Genomic DNA, 23,070 nt, shown 5'->3' on the forward strand with positions numbered 1-23,070 from the left:
CCATTCGCTTGCTCCAAATTTATCTGAATTCATGTCTCTGTTTGACTGCATGCACGTCGCCACGCTCTTAGCAGCGACTGACGACCCCGGTTTTTTCGCTTCGTTGTTGAGCGGAACATGGTTGTGGGCCAAGGTGCTCGTGGGTATCGGCCTGGTGATTTTTGTCCATGAGCTTGGGCATTTTTTGGCGGCGAAGCTCTTTGGTGTCAAATGTGAGAAGTTTTACGTGGGATTTGACGTGCCGCTGCAGATTGGCCCGATCAAATTCCCCCGGACGCTCGGCAAGTTCACCTATGGCGAGACCGAGTACGGCATCGGCATCATCCCGCTGGGCGGCTACGTCAAAATGCTCGGCCAGGATGACGATCCACGCAATGCCGAAGAGGAGGCCCGTCGGATCCGCGAAGAGGGAGAGGAAGGCGAGCCGGCCAAGCTCGATCCCCGCTCCTACCCCGCAAAATCCGTTTGGCAGCGAATGATCATCATCAGCGCGGGGGTCGTCATGAATGTGATCACCGGCGTCCTGTTCGCCGCGGTAGCCTATTTTTACGGCGTGCCCTACACGCCGGCCATGGTCGGCGGCGTGATGCCCGGTGGTGCCGCTTGGGCCGCTGCTGTCCAGCCCGGTGGATTGGTTACGTCCGTGGCAGGGGGCGAAGAGGACAGCCAGATGCACTTTAGCAAGATGCAACAGGACATCATGCTCGGCGGTATGGACCACCCTGACCAGCCCGTCGACGTGCACGTCGCCTATGGTAGCGATTCACGAGAATATGCGCTCACCCCGCAACCCCATCCGCTCGAACCAAGCCTGCGGATGATCGGCATCTACGGCCCCGTTGGATCGCAATTGCCAGCGAAATTATTTGCCATACCGGGAACTTCTGCCGCGGAAGTCTTGACGGACGAAGATGCTGCTGCGGAAGTCGTTGGTTGGGACGGGAAAAAGCTCGACGCTGAGTCATCGATGCCAATCGCGCCGCTGCTCAACGAAATCTACAGTTCACCTTCGAAACCGATTGAATTGACGCTCGTCCGCACAGATGGAAAAGAGCAGAAAGTAACGCTCCCGCCCCAGCGTGAGAAAGAATTTGGAGTGCGGTTCCAAGTCGGCAAAATCACCGCGTTGATCAGCGGTGGGCCCGCCGAGGCAGCGGGCATGAAAGTGGGCGACCAAATTGTCGCGGTCAATGGTGACGAATCCATCGACCTGTACGCGTTCGTTCTCCGGTCGTGGCCTGTCGGTGAGAAGGTCGAGGTGACCGTCCGTCGCGGCAAAGACCAAGCCGCCGAAACCAAGACGCTGACGATCACGCCCGTTCCATCGCTGCAGACCTACGCGCCGATTTCCCAACTCGGCGAGACAATGGCCAGCACGCCGCTCGGTTTTGCATACCATTGCGATACGACCATCCAGAAGGTCACCGCATCGGATAGCAACCTGCAAGTTGGCGATGTGGTGAAGGAAGTTCGGATTCGCTTCGCCGACGAGCAAGCCAAAACGACGCTCCTCCAATCACTCGGTGAGGCGGCCATCGAGCAGCTCCAAACAGGCTGGGAAATCGGGGCAGCGATGCCGCTCGGTGTGCTGATGGAAACGGTGCAAATCCTGCCGGTTGGTACCGAGGTGCTCGTCAAAGCCACCCGTCCCCCGGAGGGCTCCGTCATCGAATCAACCATGAAGGTGCGAGAATCGGATCGGGACTGGTACGATCGCGGATTGAATTTCGACAAGGTCTCGCGCATTCAGACTGCCAGTTCGTTTGGCAATGCGATCTCACTGGGCGTCCGAGAGGGCGTTCGGGGTCTCGAACAGGTTGGCAAATTCCTGGGCATGTTGGTGACCGGCAAAGTTCAACCGAAGTTCCTCGGTGGCCCGATTCGGATTGCGCAAATGGCCAGCCACGAAGCGAAGCGTGGCATTTCAGCTCAATTGCTGTTCTTAACCATGCTCAGCATGAACCTGGCAATCTTGAACTTTCTGCCCATCCCTGCGTTGGATGGTGGCCACATGATGTTTTTGATCGCCGAAGCGATTCGCGGTAAAAAACTCGACGAGGCCCTGGAAATGCGACTGACATTCGCCGGCGTGCTGGCGTTGCTCGCACTGATGATCTTCGTATTCGCAAACGATATTCTGCATTTGTAGATCGCCGGACCGCACGCTAGCAGGCTGTTGATTTAGCCGGAGTGCGACCGGCAATGGTGAGCCGAATGCCGTAAGGCATCGGGTAATGCGAGCCACCCGGCCGCTTACGCGACTCGGCTCAAGAAATCGACACGCCTCTGGTGGTTCCCGCCGCACGTCCGGGCGGGCATCGCCATGAAGGGCTATTTGCCTTTCGGACGGGGCCATTGTCCCGTCCAGGGGCTCATATTGGTGACCCCTCGCCAAATGCTCGCTCGGGACCAGGTCCCCCAACTATGACACCAGGCATCGATACGCGTACCCCGTGGGGCTGTTGGAATCGCGACCTGTCGGTGATACTGGGGCTTCACGTTACGTTGCAATGGTCCCTTGGAATTGCTTAGCACGCATGTGTGGAATCACCGGTTCGGTTTGGCTTCGCGACGAGCATCGCGTCGATGATGCGCTGGTCTCTCGGATGACCGATGTGATTTCGCATCGCGGTCCCAACGATGCGCAGATTTGGACGGATCCGGGGCACTGTGATGCCCGTGGAAATCCCATGGGCGTGGCGCTTGGATTCCGCCGTTTGTCGATCATTGACGTGGCGGGTTCGAGACAACCGATGGCCAATGAGGACGGCCGGGTGCGGATGGTCTTCAACGGTGAGATCTACAATTACCGGGATCTTCGTCACCGCCTCCAAGGGTCGGGGCACCATTTCGCGACGGAGGGCGATGGCGAGTCGATCCTGCATCTTTACGAGGATCTCGGTACCGATTGTTTCTCGCACCTCAACGGGATGTTTGCGATCGCCATTTGGGATGCCACTCAAAATCGTTTGGTGCTCGCCCGAGATCGTATCGGCCAGAAGCCGCTCTACTACGCGTTGAAGAATGACCGGTTGGTATTTGGTAGTGAACTGAAATCACTCGCATTGGTTCCGGGTGTCTGTGAACAGATTGATCCGGCAGCGATTGACCAGTTTTTGACGTACCAGTACATCCCTCATCCCGGCACGATTTGGAAGGGGGTGCATAAACTACCCCCGGGGCATTTTGCGGTACTCGATAGCCAGGGATTCCGAGTCGAGCGATATTGGGATTATGACCCATCGCGTGAAATCGCGATCTCACACGCCGATGCCACCGAGCGACTGCGTGAGTTACTCAGTGACTCGGTGCGACTGCGGATGCGGAGCGACGTGCCACTGGGTTCGTTCCTGTCCGGCGGAATCGATTCATCCCTGATCACGGCGTTGGCGGGCGACCACACCGAGACACCGCTGCGGACGTTCAGCATCGGGTTCCCGATTGCGGATTTTGACGAGACGGCATACGCCGCCCAGGTGGCGAAGCACCTGGGCACCAATCACACGCGTTTCGAAGTCACCCCCGACGCCATCGACATTCTCGACAAGTTGGTATGGCACTACGACGAACCGTTTGGCGATTCCTCAGCCGTGCCGACTTGGTATTTATCTGAATTAACGCGTCAGAGCGTGACGGTGGCATTGTCGGGGGATGGCGGCGACGAACTGTTTGCGGGCTATGATCGATATCGCGCCTTGTGGTTGAGTCAAAAAATCCAGCGATTGTTTCCGGTACACCGAGCGCCGGGAATGGGTTTGATCCAACGCTTGCCCGATTCGAATCGGCGCCGCAGCGTGATCCGGCGAGGCAAACGGTTCCTCGAAGCAATCGGGCAGTCTGCGGTTCGTCGCTATCTGAATTGGCTGCAGATTTTCCCCGAGCCACTGCGGGCATCGCTGTACACGGATGATTTTGTTGCCGAGTTGCCGAACGAGGATCCGATTGCGTTTCTCGAGGCCGCATGGGGCCGCAGTGAGGGACGTGATTTGGTGACGCGGGCATCGACCGCCGATGTGCTGACCTATTTGCCCTGTGACTTGATGACGAAAGTGGACATCGCTTCGATGGCGCATGGTCTGGAGGTACGCCAACCGATGCTCGACCACCGCGTCGTTGAGTTTGCCGCGTCGTTGCCGGTGCGGTACAAATTTCGCGGCCGCCGTGGCAAACTGCTGCTTCGCGATTCGTTTAGCGATCGGATTCCCGCGTCGATTTTCACGCGGCCGAAGATGGGTTTCGGGATCCCGATCGGCAGTTGGTTCCGCAACGAATTTCGCGAGTTGGTGCATGACACGATGCTGGCTCCGGACGCGGCGATTCACCGGTTCTTCCGTCCTGAAGCCGTCGCCGCGCTCGTCAACGCTCACCAATCCGGCGAGCAAAATCATGGCTATCGGTTGTGGAACCTTTTGATCTTGGAGACGTGGATGCGGCAGGTCGACGGTGCACGACCGATGGATAACGGCGGTGGAACACACTAGCATGGGGGAACTCATGGTTCACCGGCTCAACATGGCCGCGTCTTTTCGCCTCACAATTCGATCGTATTCATGGCCCCACGCAGTGCATTCGAAACTTGCAAACTGCTTCGCGAAAATATCGCTCAGGTTGTTTTAGGCAAAGACGAACTGATTGATCTGTTGATCGTCGCCATCATGGCTGGCGAGCACATTTTGCTTGAGGATGTGCCGGGTGTCGGCAAGACCCTCGCGGCCAAGGCACTGGCGAGCAGTCTCGACGCGAAATTCACGCGGCTCCAGTTCACACCTGATCTTTTGCCCAGCGATATCACGGGCAGCATGATCTATCGCTCGGCGACGGGCGATTTTGAGTTTTCGCCGGGGCCCATTTTTGCCAACGTGGTGCTGGCCGACGAAATCAACCGGGCCCCGCCCCGAACCCAGTCGGCGTTGCTCGAGGCGATGAGCGAGGGCCAGGTCAGTGTGGACGGAGTTACGCACCCGCTGCCCAAACCTTTCATCGTGATCGCGACACAGAATCCATTCGAATACCAAGGCACCTATACACTACCGGAAAGCCAACTCGATCGTTTCCTGTTGCGGACCTCGATCGGCTATCCGGCGCGTGAGATGGAGCGAATGGTTTTGCAGACGCACCAGTCCGGTGAGCCCGTCGATCGACTGACCAGCGTGTTGTCGTCAGCAGACATTCTCGCCGCCCAAGAGTCGGTCGGTGTGGTTCGCTTTGACGAAACCTTGACGGGATATCTGCTCGATATCGTTGAGGCGACGCGTCGACACGAGGGATTTCAGGTGGGTGTCAGTACACGTGGAGCCTTGAGTTTTTATCGAGGTTGTCAAGCGCTCGCGGTGCTGCGCGGACGCGACTACGTGGTCCCGGACGATCTCAAACAGCTCGCCGTCCCCACGCTTGCCCACCGCGTGTTGCCCGAAGGCATTTTTCAAGGGGGCAGTCGCTCGGTCGTCGAGCAACAGTTGGCGGATTTGATTGAATCGATTCCCGTTCCGGTGTAGCGAAAATGATGGATCGACGCAGCACCCGCCATCGTCTGACGCGTCTGGGGATCCAGGTGATGTTGATCGGCGTGTTTGGTATTCTCGGCGGGTCGCTCAAGGGACTCAACCTGCTCGTCGTCGTTGCTGCGGTGACTCTTGGGGGACTGTTTGCCCAGTGGCGTGTCAGCCTGTCGATGATCGATGGGTTGCGGATCCACCGCCGGATGCCGGCGGAAGGATTTGTGGGCAAACCGATGCGAATCCGATATCAATTGCACAACTCTCATCGACTCATGCCGCTGTGGCTGATTCGGTTGGAGGATACGTTGCAGCGAACTCAGCTAGGCGGCGATGGCGGTTTGCAGAAGGGCCGCCTCGTGGGCCGTTTGCAGCGCACCATGACCGGTGTTGGTCTGCTCATGCCAGGCCAAGCGACGAGTGCCTATTTCGATATCACGGTGACACACCGGGGACGATACCAATTGGATGACTGGTTGGTTTCAACGACCGCACCGCTCTCCCTATCCACAGCATCTCGTAAATACGCCGGGCCTCCGGACTTCGTGGACGTCTATCCCCGCCTGCTCCGGCTGCGGCGGTCATGGCAGCGGATTCTGCCCAGCCAGATCGGCAGCCTGTCGACCGCTGTGCACCGAAATGGGCATGCCGACGACGAGTTCTTTGGGTTGCGAGAATATCGCCATGGCGATAGCCCTCGACATATTCACTGGCGTACGACGGCGCGCCTCAATGAACCGGCCGTCAGACAATTCGAGCAACAACAGCGTTTCGATTTATGCCTGTTGGTCGATGCATGGTCGAACGCACCCGGGGCGACGACCGCACCCGGGGCGACGACCGCTAGCGATCCGCAAGGGATCGACGATACGCTCGAAACTGCGATCAGCTTGGCGGCGAGCATCGCGATGGAGTTGACTCAGGGTGGCGAAAATCAGGTGCTGTTGGTCGTCGCAGGCGGCGGTGCGGGCAAGGGGGTGGGCGTTGTCGCTGGCGGTCCTTCGGTGATGGCGAGAAAACGCATGCTACAATCACTGGCTCACGTCGTCCCAGGCAGGAACGTTGCGCTCGGCGCAGCACTCACCCAAGCTGCCGAGACTGCGGGACGCTTACCGGATCTCGTGGTCATCAGTCCCCGTGCCCAAGCGGATGCCGTTGCGGCGGATGAGACAACGGCTATGGCATTGCGACAATGGAAAACACGCAGCCCAATCAATTGGGTCGATGTTTCCGATAGCGGACGACACGATTGGTTTGCGATGGAGGATAATTAAATGATCCCAACCGACGATCCGATGCCTCGTTCAGACGGTGCTGCGGGCAACCAGCCCCAGGCTCGGTTGGCAGATTGGCAACGCGCCGATTCTCCGCTTCGCATACGAACGAAGTTCGCCTTCGCGGTCGTCACCGGCTTAGGGGGGATGCTACTCGGTACCGGCGCCGACACCGGGCCCCTCGCGGCGGTCGTTGTTGTGTTTGCCCTGATCGGTTTTATCTTCGTCGACTGGTTGAAACTATTCGCGCTGCCAGCGTTAATAGCCTATGCAGCGATGGCGTTGACCGCCGTGGCTTGCATCGTTGATTTTGCGCAAGACTCGTATGTGTTGGCGCCCAAGATGGTCGCGGTGGCACAGTTACTCGGGATCGCCCAAGCGATCTTGATGCTGCAGGAAAAGACCCATCGACTGTTTGAGCAACTACTCACTTTCGCGTTGCTCAACTGTATCGTCGCAGCGGTTTTCAACGATGCATTTAGCTACGCGGCGTGGTTCTTTCCACTGACCATTGCAGCGGGGGTGGCGCTTGCTCTCCTGTCGGCTGACGAAACGGTCACGCGTGCGGAGCAAATCGGGCGTGATCTGGCCGGCGCGCCCGTCCAGGGTATCTTTCGCTACGACAATCGAGCCGCCATTGGATCGTTTTCTCGCGTCTCCGCGGGACTGTCGTGGTCCAGCCTGGTCCTCCTCCTGCCGGCGGTCACTGCGATCGCTGCGGTCATCTTTTTTGCCTTGCCGCGGCGTGTCGAGGCGCAGCGAGGTGTCGCCGCTGAGGCGATGGTCGGATTCAGTGACGACATGGATTTGCGCCAAATTGGGAGGATGCAGAAGAGTCAAGACCGTGCCCTGCGGGTGAGACTCGACGATCCTGCGGAACACAAACCCTACGCCGTCCAGGGTGGTCTTTACCTTCGCGGGCGAGTTCTCGAGGACTATCTTGCCGGCGTTCCGGTGGAGAAGGGTGGTGGATCGTGGCATAACCGCTCTGCCGAATTCGAAGGCAACTCAATACCGCTCCCTCCACGATTCAGTCCGACCCGCGATAGCGATCAAAATTTCTTTGATCGCGTTCACGTGGAAATTCGCTGTGAGCCGATGCGGTCGTCGGCGTTGTTCGCGATCGCGCCCTACCATCGCATCATCGGCAGCGGCGCAATCGTCCAGCATCCGTTCCAATGGACGCTCAGCCGGAACTCGTCGGGTGACAATGCTCCCTCCATGCGAAACGAGCGTATCGAATATCAATTCGGTACCCACGGTTTTCGAAATGGGATTCAAACTCAGTGGATCCACGATGTGTCGCTCGCACCGGCCATCAACGACGATCGTAGACGGCGTCGATGGCTCGCAGACTGGGGGATCGATGATCTCTTCACTGAAGATCAAGATTCGCCCCAGCAGCAGCGTCTGACAGCCTTTCAACGCCAATATCTCGACGGGTTACTCGACTATCCTGCCGACGCGATCCCGGCAGCGAAATCTCTTGCCGACGAGTTCGTCAAGACCATGCCACCGGGGAAGCGGAATCCTTATGAGGTTGCCAAACGGTTGGAGCAGCACCTCTCTCAAGATCGTCGTTACAGCTACACGCTCAATCTCGATAATGAGGTCATTGAGGGGATGGATCCGCTGGAACAGTTCCTCAGCGTTGACCGCCGCGGCCACTGCCAATATTTTGCCTCGGCATTGGCCATGATGCTTCGCAGCCAAGGCATTCCCTCGCGAATTGTCGTAGGCTACCACTGCGAAGAATTCAACAATCTTGGGCAGTACTTCGTCGTCCGTCAGAGTCACGCCCACGCTTGGGTGGAGGCCCTGATCGACCGTAACGACATACCACTCTCACAACACGTCTACGGGCAGCCGGATTCGCTGCGGTATTGGCTGCGCCTGGATCCAACTCCCGGCGGCGGCGGTGTTCCAGACGCCGAAGCCGATGGGTTAGGTGGCGGTCGAAAAATTGCTGAGCTCGCTCGTGATATCTGGAATGACTACATCATTGAAATGGACCCGCAGCGTCAGGACTCGGCATTTCAAACCACGCCCGGCGTGGCAACGATGTCGACGTCCTATCGCACCTGGATCGAGCGTGTCAAACGACTGGCGCTCCGCATCAACTCGGACGACATTGAATGGCCTGGCGAACGAAGAACGATTTTCACGCTGGCGGCGGTCGCGGCCATCGTGCTCGGCGCGTTAGCGATCGTGTTTTTGCGACGTCAGTTTCCGGAAGCGTTTCGCCTCCAGCGGGAGGAGCGACCACAGCAGGTGGCGCGGCCGAGCATCGCGTTTTATTCCGAAGCACTCGAGTTGCTCGAACGAGTTGGGTACGCTCGCTCGGCGGGCCAGACGCCCGCTGAGTTAACGGCGAGTCTGCCCGACGAGCAGCTACGTGATTCAGCATCCGTCTTGACAAGACTTTTCTATCGGCTGCGTTATGGTGTCGTGCCATCGGCGCCGGTAGAGCAGGATCAACCGCTCGATGAAACGATCCAACGGTCACTCGCAAGTCTGCGAGCGAGGCTCGCCCAAACGAAAACAATTGAGACACCAGCAAAATCAGCTCACACCACAAAGTAAGCTGACCATTCTCAGACAGCAGATCGATTCCAAGGAAAAACAACGCATGGGTATGATTGTCACGATCGACGGGCCGGCTGGAGCCGGTAAAAGCAGCATCGCGCGCGGCGTCGCCGAGGAACTCGGTTTTGCCTTTCTCGATACCGGTGCGATGTATCGGGCGATCACCTACGGTGCGATGCAGCAGGGGATTGAGCTTTCGGACGTGGTCACGCTGGTGCAATACGCCGAAAACGCTCGGCTTGCGTGGCGTGACGACCGAATCGATCTCGACGACGAAGACATTTCGGAGGCCATTCGCACGCCTCTCGTGACATCCAATATTCGATTCATCGCTGATCCACCGGAGATTCGCGGTTGCTTGATGAGGCAACAACGCCGCATCGCCCAGGGGCGCGACCTGGTTACCGAGGGACGGGACCAGGGCACGGAAGTCTTTCCAGATGCCGATTGCAAAATCTTCTTAACGGCGTCGCCCGAGGAGCGTGCTCGCCGTCGTCAGTTGCAATTGCAAGGGGCCGGGCGCGCGGTCACGTTAGACGAAGTGTTGATGGCGCAAAACCAACGTGATCTGGAGGACCGCATGCGACCGGTCGGTCGCCTCCGCGCGGCAGCTGATGCGATCGTCATTCAGACCGATGCGATGGCGGCCGAGGATGTCAAACAGGCGGTCCTCGACGCCGTGCGATCCTGCATGGAACAAAAAAAATCATGATCCGTCGGCGGACGGATCATCGCTTTTGCAATTCAACTCATATGCAAAACCGGTTGTATCCTGGGCTGCCTTGGTCAGAGTGAGAGGCGGCGAGATCTTCGGCGCGATCATCCTCTCCGGCCATGGGCGGTGAACGGGCTTTGCGTTGAACGCTTCATCGATTCAACGCTTCGAAACCTGAAACGACATCGAAGAGTTCTTCGTCGATACTGCTTTGACGCTTGCGATGAAATGACGCATTGAGTGTCAGGAGTAGCTCCTCGATACTCTTGTCCGCACGTTGCATGGCAGCCAATCGACTCGCATTCTCGCTGGCCAACGACTCGGAACAGGCTCGGAAGGTCGATACGAAGAGGTATTCGCCCACTAGCTTGCGCATCGTTGGAAGTTCGTTGCCTAAAACTTGAGGCAGGTTCTTCGTTGGCCACAGGATCTCGGAACGTTGGCGGCGCCAGGTGTTGTCCAGTGGCAGAAGCCGTTGACTGACGGGTTCGTAGAGGGAACCGGCCGTAGGGCGATTGTGGAATACCAAGAGTTGGGTCGCAGGGTGGTGTTCGGTTTGTGTCTCATATTGGACGAGAAGTTGACCGACCAGCGGTGCGATCGCTTTCACTGTATTCGGCACGTTGAAGCGACCGATCAACGTCGAGTCTGAATCAGCCAGTCGCGCATGGACGCGCTCACCAACGGCCAAGATTTCGTGTTTGCCGGGAATTGTTGCGAGTGTTCGCAACGCTTCCTCAGCGACGATCGAGTTGAATTGCCCGACAAGTCCCTGGTCGGAACCGAACACGATCGCCACGGTCAGGTTCGTGGCGGTCGCCAGGCTGGGCTCGGAATGGATACTATTGGATTCGGCTTGCCGAATACACACACCTAAAGCGAGTTCGACTGTGCGGCTGTAGTCGGCGAGTGCCCGTACCGAACTTTCGTACTGGACAATGTTGGAAGCGGCCATCGCTTTCATCGTCCGCACGACCGATTGCAGGTCAGTGGCGCCCCCGATCTGACGCTTGAGGCCGGCTATTGTTTGACTCAAGTGGCCGCTCCCTGGTTCGATGGGCGTGTCTTTTCACCCGGCTGAAATGGCTGCAGTGCATCGCGTGCGGCGTCGAGAATATCGCTGCGATCCGCATCGCTTAGCGTGTCGGCTGACTGGATACGATCTTGCGTTTGAGCGGAAAGGCTTCCCGCAGCCGCTCGAACAGCGGCTTCCGCGTCCGCCATCTGGTCCATCGCAATGGCATCAAAGAGGCCGTCCGTCAGAGCCAACAGGACCAACACCTGCGCGGAGACGGAGACGGGCGAGTGTTCAGCCTGTTGCAGACATGCCCGGATGCGCAGGCCGTGCTCGATCACTTTACGACTGGATTCATCGACCCGAGCACCAAACTTGGAAAAGGTTTCCAATTCCTCGAACTGCGCGTACGCCAACTTGAGATCACCTGCGACGGCACGATAGGCAGCCCGTTGTGCCTTGCCGCCAACTCGCGAGACGGACTTACCCACGTCAACGGCCGGTAGAGTTCCCAATTCAAATAGTGACGGTGAGAGATAGATCTGACCGTCAGTAATGGAGATCAGATTGGTGGGGATGTAGGCGGAAATATCTTCCGCCTCGGTCTCAATGATTGGAAGTGCCGTCAGCGAACCACCGCCGAGTTCCTCATGAAGATGAGTGGAGCGCTCTAAGAGTCGAGCGTGAAGATAGAAAATATCACCCGGAAACGCCTCGCGGCCCGGAGGGCGCCGAAGCAACAAAGACAACTCGCGGTAGGCTCGGGCGTGGTGAGTCAGGTCGTCATAGACAATCAGCACGTCGCGGCCTTGCTCCATGAAGTACTCCGCGATGGTCGTTGCCGCGTACGGGGCGACGTAGGCGAGTCCGGGTGGTTCGTTCCCTTCGGCGACGACGACGACCGAATAGCCCATCGCATTCTGGTCCTTCAAAGTCGCCACTACCTTCGCGACCGTCGACGCCCGTTGACCGATCGCACAATAGACGCAGACGACGTCTTGATTGCGTTGGTTGAGGATCGTGTCGATGGCGATCGCCGTTTTACCCGTTTGCCGATCTCCTAGAATGAGTTCACGCTGACCGCGACCGATTGGTATCATTGCGTCAATGACTTTCAGCCCCGTCTGAAGCGGCACCGTGACGGGCGCGCGATCCATGATCGAAGCTGCCGGGCGTTCGACGGGCTTGCGCTGATTGGAGACGATTGGTGCCCTTCCATCGAGCGGACGGCCGAGCGGATCGATTACTCGGCCTAGCAGACTGTCGCCGACGGCGACGTCCATGACTCGGCCGGTTCGGCGTACTTCGGCGCCCGCGTGAAGCGTCGTGTAGTCACCGAGTAGAACGACGCCTATTTCTTCGGCATCGACATTGAACGCGATGCCCAGCGTGCCATTGGGAAACGTCACGATTTCGTCGTACCCAATCCCCGGCAAACCGGTGACTTGAGCGATGCCTGTCGAGACACTCGAGAGAGTTCCGACCTCGTGTGGCACCAACGTAGGCGAAAACGATTGGCGGCCACGAGCAATTCCCTCGAATGCTCGCTCGATTGTGACTTGCATTAGGTCGATAGGCTCCTTCATTGAGCGATCTCCGCTTCCGCACCCGCACTCGCCGGGGACATGGAATCGTCTTCGAGCAGCTGGCCAACGCTTTGTTGAAGCGACTCGAGATAGTCACGGATGCTCCATGCGATCCGTTGGCCGCCGATCGTCAATTCAATCCCACTGGCAACGTCCGCATCGGTTTCAAATCGAACGGGCATCTCCTTTTCGAACACTTCATTGAGTGCTCGCTCGATCGCATCGTGTTGCTCAGCGGATAGCACCAGCGCGCTACGGACAATCGCGGGATCGGAATCGGACACTTTGCATTCACGAACTTGCTGCTTCACGTCGTCGTCGAGCTCTCTCAGGCGGGCGAGAAAGACATCGCACATCCGGTCTTCCAAGTCCGCGCCGGCTAGATCGGACAACGTGTGACGCGCGATGGCGAACACTTCTGATTGAGTCCGCCGGGTGATCTCTGCCCGCATGCTCGCAAGCTCACGCGTCAATGCTTCGTGTTGCTTCGTCCGCAACGCGTCCGCATCGTGTCGTGCTTCGTCGAGCATCTGTTGCCGTTGAGCCTTCACGTCCTCAGTCGCCTTCCTCAACAATTCGTTTTTCTGCTGGTCAAACGCGTCGTTCTTCTTTGTGAATTCGTCGCGTTCCTGCTTGGCGGCTCGCTTTTTCGCATCCGCATCGGCAAGTTCGTTCGCGATGCGCTGCTCCCGCTCGTCGATCGCATCCAAGATGGGCTTGTAGAGAAAACGCTTCAGTAGCCAGACCAAAACCAGAAAGTTGACAGCCTGAGCACCGACGGTGAACCAATCGATGAGCATCGTTTAGTTCCCTGACATGTGGGCGATGACGTGATTCCAAAACGGGTTGGCAAAGATCAGAATCATCGAAACGACGAAGCAATAAATGGCGGTCGATTCGATCATTGCCAAGCCCACAAACAGTGTTCGCGTGATCGTCGGCGAGGCATCAGGCTGCTGCGCGATTGACGTCAGGGCCGTTGCGACCGCTTTGCCTTCGGCTAACGCCGGTCCCATCGTGCCAAAACCGGTCGTGAGCCCCGCAATGACAATCGACGTCACGGCAATCCAAGTTGTACTATCCATATTGTTTCCTTTCAGGTTCCAATTTTATGTTTTTGTGACGGTGGATTCATTTTCGACCTTCGGCAGGCGAATGCGTGTCGCTGCGGCAATATATACCGCTGCCAATATGCTGAAGATGTATGCCTGAACCATCCCGGTCAGTAGTCCGAGCAAGGTCATTACGATCGGGAAGAGGAGCGGTGTGATCGAAAGCAGGATGCCGACAATCATCGCCCCACTCATCATATTGCCGAACAGACGAATGGCTAACGCCAGAGTTCGGGAGACTTCGCTGATGAGATTAAACGGCAGCATAATGAACGTCGGTTCAATATAGGATTTTAAATAGCCGACAATTCCCTGGTCTTCGGTTCCAAACAACGGGACAGCGACGAAGACACACAACGCTAACGCACAGGTGGTCGAGAGCGATCCCGTGGGCGGTTCATAGCCCGGAATGATTGTGAAGAGGCTCGCGGTGGCTACAAACAGGAATAATGTTCCGAGAAACCCGAGGTATTTCTCAGGTTTGCGAAGTCCGATGCTTTTGATTTGTTGGACGATCCCAGTGACGATGATCTCCAGCAGGTTTTGCCAGCGAGTGCGCTTGATCTCCGTCGACAAGGTCCGGGTAATCAGTAGCGATCCGACGGTGAGCACGAGCATGATGGCCCATGTGAAGACAATGGTGCCGTTGAGCTTGATGAACCCCGACTGCCAAAGGATCCATTCATCGGGACTGAGACGCATGGTCGATCTCCTTCGTGGTCGGGGAGGGTGAGCATTCAGCGTTTCGCGTCAGGCGTGTCACGACCACTCTCGCGATCAGAAATCCGGCCAGGCAGAGCAGGAGTCGCTGCCAGTTTCCATTGGCGACGAAATAGAATCCAAGGAGTGCCACGGTCATTCGCGACAACTGGCTGACCAGAAACCAAGTGGCAGGGTGGTCAGACGTCAGTCCTTTGCGAACGGTCCACCATAATCCACCGAAGAAAATGACACCGATGGCCAGGCCTGAAACGAGGGGCAGCCCCACGTTGAGTGACTCATTCATTATCGTCCTCCTTCTCTTCGTGCATCGCCTTGTCCTCGTTGGAAACCCACATCCAGGCATTGAAACATCCGATCAGCAATCCGGCGACCAGCAACATCAATGTCCACGACTGACCCCGCGGGAAGTGATGGTCCAGCCACATGCCAAGGGCCGTTCCCACAAGCGTCGGTACCACGATCGACCAACCGATCAGTCCCATCATGCCCAGTCCAAACCAAACGCCGGAGTCGCGATTACGCCTCGCCTTCATTTTTCGTTTCGACTCCGCATCAATTTGGCGGGTAAAACGCGATGACTGCCCCGCTGGTTTTTCGCTATTCGGTGGATTGGGTTCGGGGATTTTATTCATGGCGCCAATTCGCGATACGGCGAACGAAATCGATTTCCATTCTCGCCAGCACGGCGCGAACGTTCTGTTCTTGTTCATTGAGCGTCAAGAAATCTCGCTGTACCGCTTCGCGGAGTTCGTTCAAATCGACACCCTCGATCGCGTTTCGAACCGAGACCAACACGTTCGTTCCGGCCTTCACAATCGCGCCGTCGTCAACCGCCACAAAGGCCTCTCCGTCCTGCTCTGATTCATAGACGAGAATTCCGGGCGTGATCGCAGCGACACAGTCGAGGCGGTGGGGCAGGAGTCCAAAGGAGCCGAACGGGGTTTCCGCTACCACGCGCAAAACATCATGGCGCTCGACGAGCACTTCATACGGCAACAGGATCTTAAGCGTCATGCGGGCTGCCATCAGAGTGCTCGGCCTCCTCGTTACGATGCCCATCGGATTGCCCGGAGTCGGTCTCACGGAAATTTTTGGCTTCGTCGATTTTGCCAATCATGTACAGAGCTTTTTCAGGGTAGTCCTTGAATTCATCGTTCAAGATCCGACGGCAGCCGTCGAGTGCATCTTCCAGGCTAACCGCTTTTCCCTTCAATCCAGTGAACTGTTCGGTTGTGAAAAATGGTTGGGTCAAGAATCGTTCCAAGCGTCGAGCGCGAGCGACGACGTTGCGATCGCGCGCCGACAATTGGTCAAGTCCCAACATCGAAATGATATCTTTTAGGTCGTCGTATTGCGCGAGCGTGCGTCGAATCTCTTGAGCCAAATCATAGTGGCGTTTTCCAACAATGCCCGGTGTCGCCATCTTGGAATTCGATTGCAGGGGATCGATGGCCGGAAACAATCCCTCGCTTGCTCGTTTGCGTGACAGGACAATCGAGGCCGACAGGTGCGAGAAAGTGTGGACGGCGGCGGGGTCGGTAAAATCGTCGGCTGGGACGTAGACCGCCTGAATCGACGTGATCGCGCCGGAATCAGTGTTGGCGATCCGCTCTTCCAAACCGGAGAGTTCCGTTCCCATCGTCGGTTGATATCCTAACCGCGAAGGCATTTGCCCCATCAATCCCGAAACTTCCATGCCCGCTTGGATGAAGCGAAAGATGTTGTCGATCAATAACAACACGTCGCGGTGTTCCTCATCACGGAAGTACTCTGCCATAGTCAGGGCCGCGTGACCAACACGAAACCGGCTGCCCGGCGGTTCGTTCATTTGACCGAAAATCATGACCATGTTGTCCAGCACACCGGCGGATTTCATTTCGCGGTATAGCTCTTCACCCTCGCGACACCGTTCGCCAATGCCACAAAAAATGCTCGTTCCTTCTTCGTGGCCGACCATGTTGTGAATCAGCTCCGCGAGCAGCACCGTTTTGCCGACGCCCGCGCCGCCGAATAGACCGGCCTTGCCACCTCGTTCCAAAGGCAAGAGCACATCGATCGCTTTGATTCCCGACTCGAACACTTCCGATTTTGTCGATCGACGGACGAGTGGCGGTGGGGCGTGGTGCACGCTTCGCCACTGCACATCGCCCAGCGTAGGGCCTCGGTCAATCGTATTGCCAAAAACATCGAGCATTCGCGATAGAATCGCTTTGCCCACGGGAGCGAGCAAGGGACTCTCTGTGTCCGTCACCTGCATCCCCCGTGCTAATCCTTGCGTGGGGGTGAGTGCAATTCCACGCACGAGATGGGCGTCCAATTGGGCGAGCACCTCAATCGCGATCTCCTGATCGGGCCCCGTCCGCAGCATCGTGTGGATCGCAGGCAAGCGTTCCGTGAAGCGAACATCCACTACGCTGCCGCGCACTGCGACCACCTTGCCGATATGCAAGTCCGGCTGGGAGGCGTCAGCCGAGGGAGGGCGGGTTGATTTGTTTGATGTCGTCATCAGTTGCATTCGTGGCAGTACTGTAGCAAAACAGTGCCGATTCAATCAGGCGAAAAACGTTTGCTCTGAGCTGTCCCTTGATTGCTATGGGAATGTTCATTCTAGAATTACGAGTCTAGGTGTAAATCCCTCGCTTCGCTATCGAGCATCATATTATTCTCAGGATGGCTCATTCTTCCATCGCCGATCGCTCCTTCAGTAGCGAGTCTCGCCAGCGATTGGAGGAACGATCCATCGTCTGGCCAGTTCAGCGAAATTCATTTTCAGGAAGGTTCGAGAGTGCCCTTTCAAAACCTAGCCCGTTGGATGGATAGCTCGTCCATCGGCACGCCTTTTGCGATTAAGTTCATTCCTGTTAAGGAACGAACGCATTATTACTGTGTAAAGTTGTAGCCGAACGCTCCGCGGTCGGTCGGCATCTGGCTGCCGGGTGTGCGTAAACGCTCAGAACTGCGCATGGTTTATGCACAGGTCAGGAACGCTGGCTAGAAACTGATCGAAAGATACCGTTGGTCAGCGACCAAATTTGAAAAACAAAATAGACAACGAAATAGCATGCCATCGGAATGAGTATTGACGAGGATATGGAAGGTTTAGGAACGAGTAGAAAATTACTGTCTAATATTGTGGCCGAACGCTCCGTGGTCGATCACTCCGACCGCGGAGCGTTCGGCTACTTTTGATCATTCCGACCGCGGAGTGTTCGGCCACTAATATTCCGCTCATTCCTTAACGAGTCGATTTATCTGGCACTGGTGCCAGCCTGGGTTACGACAAAGGGGGACAACCTGATGGGCAAAGACATTGTTACGAAACCGTTTCGGGTGCAGGCCGGAGAGCAGGTCGATCTTGGCAGCCGACCGACGAAGGTGAAGCGTCTGTACAAGTCGAAGAAGCAGTATCGTCGCATGCTCAAAAGCCACGTTGAGCAGCTTAGCGAGCTGCAACGCCTGCACTATTCGTCCGACCGCTACGCGATGCTCCTCATTTTTCAAGGCATGGACGCGGCCGGCAAGGACGGCGCGATCCGGCACGTTATGTCGGGCGTGAATCCGCAGGGGTGCCAGGTGTTTAGTTTCAAGCAGCCGAGCCACGAGGAATTGGATCACGATTTTCTCTGGCGCACGAACCGTCGCCTGCCGGAGCGGGGACGGATCGGGATCTTCAACCGCTCTTACTACGAGGAAGTGCTCATCGTCCGAGTGCATCCGGAGATTCTGTTGAATCAAAAGCTTCCAGAGGAGTTGGTCGACGCACAGACGATTTGGCGGGACCGTTATCGCTCGATCGTTGATCTCGAGGAGCACCTCCACCGCAACGGCACGCGGATCCTCAAGTTCTTCCTCCACTTGTCGAAGGAGGAACAGGCCGCGAGGTTTCGCGATCGCATCGATGAACCGGAGAACAACTGGAAGTTCAGCCTCGCGGATGTGACCGAAAGGGAAAGCTGGCCGCTCTATATGCAGGCTTTCGAGGACGCTCTGGGCGCCACCAGCACGGAGGACTCACCCTGGTATGTCGTGCCGGCGGACAATAAGAAGAATGCCCGGTTGATCATTTCTCAAATCATCATGGATGCGTTCAAGGATCTCAATATGTCGTATCCCAAAACCACCGCGAAACGACGACTTGAATTGGCATCGATCCGCGAAAAACTTTGAACGCAGCATATGAATCCGAGTTCTCTGTTTCCACTGCGTAGGGATTGAAATAATGCTCAGGAAACCCAAGGTAGCTTTCACATGAGACGTTTGTTTCTTCTATTCAGCCTGGTGCTTGTCAGCGGTGTGGTAGCAGTCGCTTGGTTTTTGCCATCCGCGTGGTGGTTGTTCCTCGTCGTCGGTCCGCTGGTGCTGCTAGGGATCTACGACATGCTGCAGAGATCGCATGCGATCCTGCGGAATTTTCCTGTGCTCGGTCATTTGCGATATTGTTTTGAACTGATCTCGCCCGAGATCCAGCAGTATTTCATCGAACGCCACACGGATGGAATGCCGTTCTCTCGTAACCACCGCACCCTCGTTTATCAGAGGGGCAAAGACCTCTCGCCCACCCATCCCTACGGCACGGAACTGGATCTTGACAAACCGGAATATGAGGGACTGACGCATTCCATCTTTCCCGTGGACGCACCGGATGATCCGCCACGTGTCCGGTTCGGTGGTGCCGATTGCAAATCCCCCTACGACGCATCGATTTTTAATATTTCCGCGATGAGCTTTGGCGCGATCAGTAAAAACGCGATCCTCGCGATGAACCAGGGTGCGAAGATGGGCGGGTTCTATCAGAACACCGGCGAAGGTGGACTCAGCAAATACCACCTCGAAGGTGGCGGCGACATCGTCTGGCAGATCGGCACGGGATACTTCGGTTGCCGGGCCGATGACGGCAGTTTCGATCCGAGATCCTTTCAGGAAAGAGCCACGCATGATCGTGTGAAAATGATTGAATTGAAGATCTCGCAGGGTGCCAAACCCGGTCACGGTGGCGTACTGCCTGCGAACAAAAACACGGCTGAGATTGCCGAGGTTCGGCAGCTTGAACCCCACACCACGGTTCTCTCGCCGCCCGGACACAAGGCATTCTCCGATCCAGTCGGCCTGCTGAATTTTATTCAAAACCTACGCAATCTCTCTGGCGGTAAACCCGTCGGTTTCAAGCTGTGCATCGGAAAAAAGAGCGAGTTCACAGCCATCTGCGAAGCGATGAACTCCACAGGCATACTCCCTGATTTTATCACCGTCGATGGAGCGGAAGGCGGCACGGGCGCTGCACCTTTGGAATACTCGGACTCCGTCGGATTTCCGTTGGAGCCGGCTTTGAAATTCGTGGATAGCGAGCTGCGGAAAAACGGCTTGCGCGATCAGATTCGGGTCATCGCCAGTGGGAAAGTGCTGACGGCGTTCTCCGTCGTCAAGCTCATCGCTTACGGAGCGGACACCTGCAACTCCGCCCGAGCCTTCATGCTCGCCGTCGGCTGCATCCAGGCCCAACGCTGCGATACCAATAAATGTCCCAGCGGGGTTGCTACCCAGGACTCGATGCTGATGAAGGGTCTCGTGGTCGATGAAAAGAAGCACCGGGTTGCGAACTTCCACCGCCGCACCGTGAAAGCCGCTCTCGACCTGGCCGCCGCTTGCGGCGTCAGGCATATCGCGGACGTCACCCCGGATCTCCTCATCCACGGCACTGACTGGCAGAATGAGGGCGGGACGACAACGGGGGAATCCCAAAAGAATGCTGTGAAACGCCGGTTTCTGCCATCTCGCTCCTAAACACATTCGTTCAAGTATGTCCGATGAACCGCATGTGCTTACCACCGCTTTTACATCCATCACGTGATGTCGGAGGGCATGAAATAGATAAGGATTCCATATCAATGCGACTGAGTTTGCAACTCGCGTCTTATCAATCCAATGGCACATCAAATACGAGGATCTACCTATCATGGCGACAGATACTGACCAGCTCAGAGTTCCTGAAATAGAGTCTGGAAAGAGAACCGAGGCGAAGGATGATCTAAAGTCGCTTCCCATGGCGGAGGTCGAAAAACGGTTGGCTTCGTCGCCCGATGGCTTGACGGGCGTCGAAGCCAAAAAGCGACTGGCCGAATACGGTCCTAACGTAATCAAGGAAGAGAAAACCAATGCGATTCTGAAATTCCTCTCCTATTTCTGGGGCCCCATTCCATGGATGATCGAGATCGCCGTCATTCTTTCGGCTGTCGTCGGACACTGGGAGGATTTCGGCATCATCCTCTTTTTGCTGTTGACGAATGCCTTTGTCGGTTTCTGGGAAGAGCGTCAGGCAGGCAGTGCCATTGATGCACTGAAGGCCAGACTAGCGATCAAGGCCCGCGTGAAACGTGATGGGAAATGGATCAACCCGGCCGCATCGGAGCTGGTGCCGGGCGATGTGATTCGATTGCGTCTCGGGGACATCGTGCCCGCCGATGCACGCTTACTCGACGACGACGAGATTTCAGTAGATCAGTCCGCACTGACCGGTGAGTCCTTACCCACGACTCGCAAATCGGGCGAAGCTGTCTTCTCAGGTTCCATCATCCGTCGTGGTGAAATCGCCGCACTCGTTTATGCTACCGGGAACAAGACTTACTTCGGCGAGACGGCGCAACTGGTGCAGGAGGCGCATGCCGTCAGCCACTTCCAGCAGGCCGTATTGAAAATTGGGAAATACCTGATCGTTCTCGCGATCGCTTTGGTGTCCATCATCATCACGGTGGGCGTCATCCGCGGCGAACCGATGCTGTATGCGAAACCGCCGAAGGATCCAGTCCTCCTGTTCGCTTTGATCCTCACGGTAGCGGCCATTCCAGTGGCGATGCCGACGGTGTTGTCCGTAACGATGGCCGTTGGAGCGAGGCTGCTTGCCAAGAAGCAAGCCATCGTCAGTCGCTTGGTCGCGATTGAAGAACTCGCTGGGGTCGACGTGCTATGCGCCGACAAAACGGGAACGCTAACGCAGAACAAGCTGACCTTGGGGGATCCGTTCACCGTGAATGGTATAGCGGCCGATCAAGTCATCCTCAATGGTGCGCTGGCATCGCGTGCCGACGACAACGACACGATTGATCTCGCCGTGCTCGCCGGAGTGAAAGACAAGGAGGTGCTGGCAGCTTATGACGTCGGACATTTCCAACCATTCGATCCGCTGCATAAACGAACCGAAACGACCGTCAAAGCCAAAGGTGGAACACAGTTCAAGGTGACCAAGGGCGCTCCACAGGTGATCTTGGCAATGTCAGCCAATGCCGCGCAAGTCAAAGGCGTGGTCGAGAAAGCGGTTACCGACTTCGCGATTAGCGGATTCCGTTCGCTGGGGGTGGCTCGAGACGACGGCGACGGTCAGTGGCAGTTTCTCGGCGTGCTGCCACTATTCGATCCGCCTCGCGAAGATGCGAAGGAAACCGTCCAGACGGCTCGCGAGATGGGCGTGACGATCAAGATGGTCACAGGCGATGCGTTGGCGATCGCCAAGGAAACGGCCAAAAAGCTCGACATGGGCACCAACATTCTGGATGCCAGTGTCCTAGGCGATTCGAAGACGGACGAGAGTGACGAGGTATCCGAGTCGATTGAAAATGCCGACGGTTTCGCGCAAGTATTCCCCGAACATAAGTTCCATATCGTGGACGTGTTGCAGAAACGCGGGCACATCGTAGGGATGACGGGTGATGGAGTGAACGATGCCCCCGCGCTGAAGAAAGCCGATTGCGGTATCGCGGTTTCCGGTGCGACCGACGCGGCTCGTGCCGCCGCGTCCATCGTGCTGGTTGCGCCCGGTTTAACGGTGATCGTCGATGCGATCCAGGAGAGCCGGAAAATATTTCAGAGGATGAACAGCTACGCGATCTACCGCATTGCCGAAACGCTGCGAGTGCTGCTACTGATGACACTGGCAATTCTGGTCTTCAAGTTCTACCCGTTGACCGCGGTCATGATTGTGATGATCGCATTGCTCAATGACGGAGCCATCCTTTCCATCGCCTACGACAATGTCCATTACAGGAACAAACCCGAGGCGTGGAACATGCGCATGGTGTTGGGAATCTCCACGGTGTTGGGGGTCACCGGGGTTGTGGCGGCGTTTGGTCTGTTTTATCTCGGTGAAGTGGTCTTTGCACTCGACCGTGAGGTCATCCAGACGCTGATGTACCTCAAGCTATCGGTGGCGGGTCATCTGACGATTTTCCTATCACGCACCCGTGGGCCTTTCTGGTCCATTCGCCCTGCGAGGATTTTATGGGTCGCCGTGCTCGGTACACAACTCCTCGCGACGTTGATTGCCGTATATGGGCTGTTCATGACACCGCTGGGCTGGGGATGGGCCGCGTTTGTGTGGGGATATGCTTTGCTATGGTTCCTGGTCAATGATCGAGTGAAACTGCTTGCGTATCGCGTGTTCGATCCCGTTGAAGCTGAACCGACATCGAATACTCAAGTTAAACCAACCGTTTAGCTTTTCTGGTTCTACTCGAAATTGAATGGGAGTCATCCAGGATGCGGGTTTTTCTGAGTACTTAGGAAATCCATCACGT

General features: G+C 56.8%; 18 protein-coding genes. 9 read left to right on the plus strand and 9 right to left on the minus strand.

Annotated elements, in window-relative coordinates:
• The first annotated feature begins 31 nt into the window (after nt 1-31).
• The 6 genes from SH410x_RS10675 (at nt 32) to cmk (ending at nt 10,067) form a co-directional block, all read left to right on the plus strand.
• Nucleotides 32-2,149, plus strand: coding sequence for a M50 family metallopeptidase (locus SH410x_RS10675; protein ID WP_473676490.1), 2,118 nt, complete (start codon nt 32-34; stop codon nt 2,147-2,149).
• A gap of 388 nt (nt 2,150-2,537) precedes the next feature.
• Nucleotides 2,538-4,481 (plus strand): asparagine synthase (glutamine-hydrolyzing), encoded by a 1,944-nt coding sequence (gene asnB / locus SH410x_RS10680; RefSeq protein WP_473676491.1) that lies wholly within the window; start codon nt 2,538-2,540, stop codon nt 4,479-4,481.
• 69 nt (nt 4,482-4,550) lie between these two features.
• Nucleotides 4,551-5,495, plus strand: a complete 945-nt coding sequence (locus SH410x_RS10685) for an AAA family ATPase (RefSeq protein ID WP_473676492.1) — start codon at nt 4,551-4,553, stop codon at nt 5,493-5,495.
• Nucleotides 5,496-5,500: 5 nt separating this feature from the next.
• The gene (locus tag SH410x_RS10690) at nt 5,501-6,769 is read left to right on the plus strand and encodes a DUF58 domain-containing protein (RefSeq protein WP_473676493.1); all 1,269 of its coding nucleotides are present in this window, start codon (nt 5,501-5,503) and stop codon (nt 6,767-6,769) included.
• On the plus strand, nt 6,770-9,352 hold the full coding sequence (locus SH410x_RS10695; protein WP_473676494.1) for a transglutaminase TgpA family protein: 2,583 nt from the start codon (nt 6,770-6,772) through the stop codon (nt 9,350-9,352).
• A gap of 52 nt (nt 9,353-9,404) precedes the next feature.
• On the plus strand, nt 9,405-10,067 hold the full coding sequence (cmk, locus tag SH410x_RS10700) for a (d)CMP kinase (protein WP_473677290.1): 663 nt from the start codon (nt 9,405-9,407) through the stop codon (nt 10,065-10,067).
• Nucleotides 10,068-10,221: 154 nt separating this feature from the next.
• Here cmk and SH410x_RS10705 read toward each other — a convergent pair whose 3' ends face one another.
• From SH410x_RS10705 to atpD, 9 genes are read right to left on the minus strand one after another with little or no spacing between them, the layout of a single operon-like run.
• Nucleotides 10,222-11,106 (minus strand): F0F1 ATP synthase subunit gamma, encoded by an 885-nt coding sequence (locus tag SH410x_RS10705; protein WP_473676495.1) that lies wholly within the window; start codon nt 11,104-11,106, stop codon nt 10,222-10,224.
• Nucleotides 11,103-12,671 (minus strand): alternate F1F0 ATPase, F1 subunit alpha, encoded by a 1,569-nt coding sequence (locus SH410x_RS10710; protein ID WP_473676496.1) that lies wholly within the window; start codon nt 12,669-12,671, stop codon nt 11,103-11,105. Before SH410x_RS10710 ends, SH410x_RS10705 begins: the two co-directional genes overlap by 4 nt.
• Nucleotides 12,668-13,471, minus strand: coding sequence for a F0F1 ATP synthase subunit delta (locus SH410x_RS10715; protein WP_473676497.1), 804 nt, complete (start codon nt 13,469-13,471; stop codon nt 12,668-12,670). The genes SH410x_RS10710 and SH410x_RS10715 overlap by 4 nt, the downstream gene beginning before the upstream one ends.
• 3 nt (nt 13,472-13,474) lie before the next feature.
• Nucleotides 13,475-13,756, minus strand: a complete 282-nt coding sequence (locus tag SH410x_RS10720) for a F0F1 ATP synthase subunit C (protein ID WP_473676498.1) — start codon at nt 13,754-13,756, stop codon at nt 13,475-13,477.
• A gap of 24 nt (nt 13,757-13,780) precedes the next feature.
• Nucleotides 13,781-14,485, minus strand: a complete 705-nt coding sequence (locus tag SH410x_RS10725; RefSeq protein ID WP_473676499.1) for a F0F1 ATP synthase subunit A — start codon at nt 14,483-14,485, stop codon at nt 13,781-13,783.
• Nucleotides 14,466-14,789, minus strand: a complete 324-nt coding sequence (locus tag SH410x_RS10730) for an N-ATPase subunit AtpR (RefSeq protein WP_473676500.1) — start codon at nt 14,787-14,789, stop codon at nt 14,466-14,468. The genes SH410x_RS10725 and SH410x_RS10730 overlap by 20 nt, the downstream gene beginning before the upstream one ends.
• Nucleotides 14,782-15,138 carry an AtpZ/AtpI family protein gene (locus SH410x_RS10735; protein WP_473676501.1) on the minus strand — a complete coding sequence of 119 codons (357 nt, stop codon included), beginning with the start codon at nt 15,136-15,138 and terminating at the stop codon, nt 14,782-14,784. The genes SH410x_RS10730 and SH410x_RS10735 overlap by 8 nt, the downstream gene beginning before the upstream one ends.
• The gene (locus tag SH410x_RS10740) at nt 15,131-15,520 is read right to left on the minus strand and encodes a F0F1 ATP synthase subunit epsilon (RefSeq protein WP_473676502.1); all 390 of its coding nucleotides are present in this window, start codon (nt 15,518-15,520) and stop codon (nt 15,131-15,133) included. The genes SH410x_RS10735 and SH410x_RS10740 overlap by 8 nt, the downstream gene beginning before the upstream one ends.
• Entirely contained in the window at nt 15,510-17,012 is a 1,503-nt protein-coding gene (gene atpD, locus SH410x_RS10745) for a F0F1 ATP synthase subunit beta (RefSeq protein ID WP_473676503.1), read from the minus strand. The genes SH410x_RS10740 and atpD overlap by 11 nt, the downstream gene beginning before the upstream one ends.
• 791 nt (nt 17,013-17,803) lie before the next feature.
• Here atpD and SH410x_RS10750 point away from each other — a divergent pair.
• From SH410x_RS10750 to SH410x_RS10760, 3 genes are all read left to right on the plus strand, one after another.
• Nucleotides 17,804-18,673, plus strand: coding sequence for an ADP-polyphosphate phosphotransferase (locus SH410x_RS10750; RefSeq protein ID WP_473676504.1), 870 nt, complete (start codon nt 17,804-17,806; stop codon nt 18,671-18,673).
• Between the two features lie 81 nt (nt 18,674-18,754).
• On the plus strand, nt 18,755-20,287 hold the full coding sequence (locus SH410x_RS10755) for an FMN-binding glutamate synthase family protein (RefSeq protein WP_473676505.1): 1,533 nt from the start codon (nt 18,755-18,757) through the stop codon (nt 20,285-20,287).
• Between the two features lie 172 nt (nt 20,288-20,459).
• A complete protein-coding gene (locus SH410x_RS10760; RefSeq protein ID WP_473676506.1) occupies nt 20,460-22,991 on the plus strand; it encodes a plasma-membrane proton-efflux P-type ATPase in 2,532 nt (843 codons plus the stop codon).
• Nucleotides 22,992-23,070 lie beyond the last annotated feature (79 nt).

The sequence above is a fragment of the Rhodopirellula sp. SH410 genome (assembly GCF_055811895.1).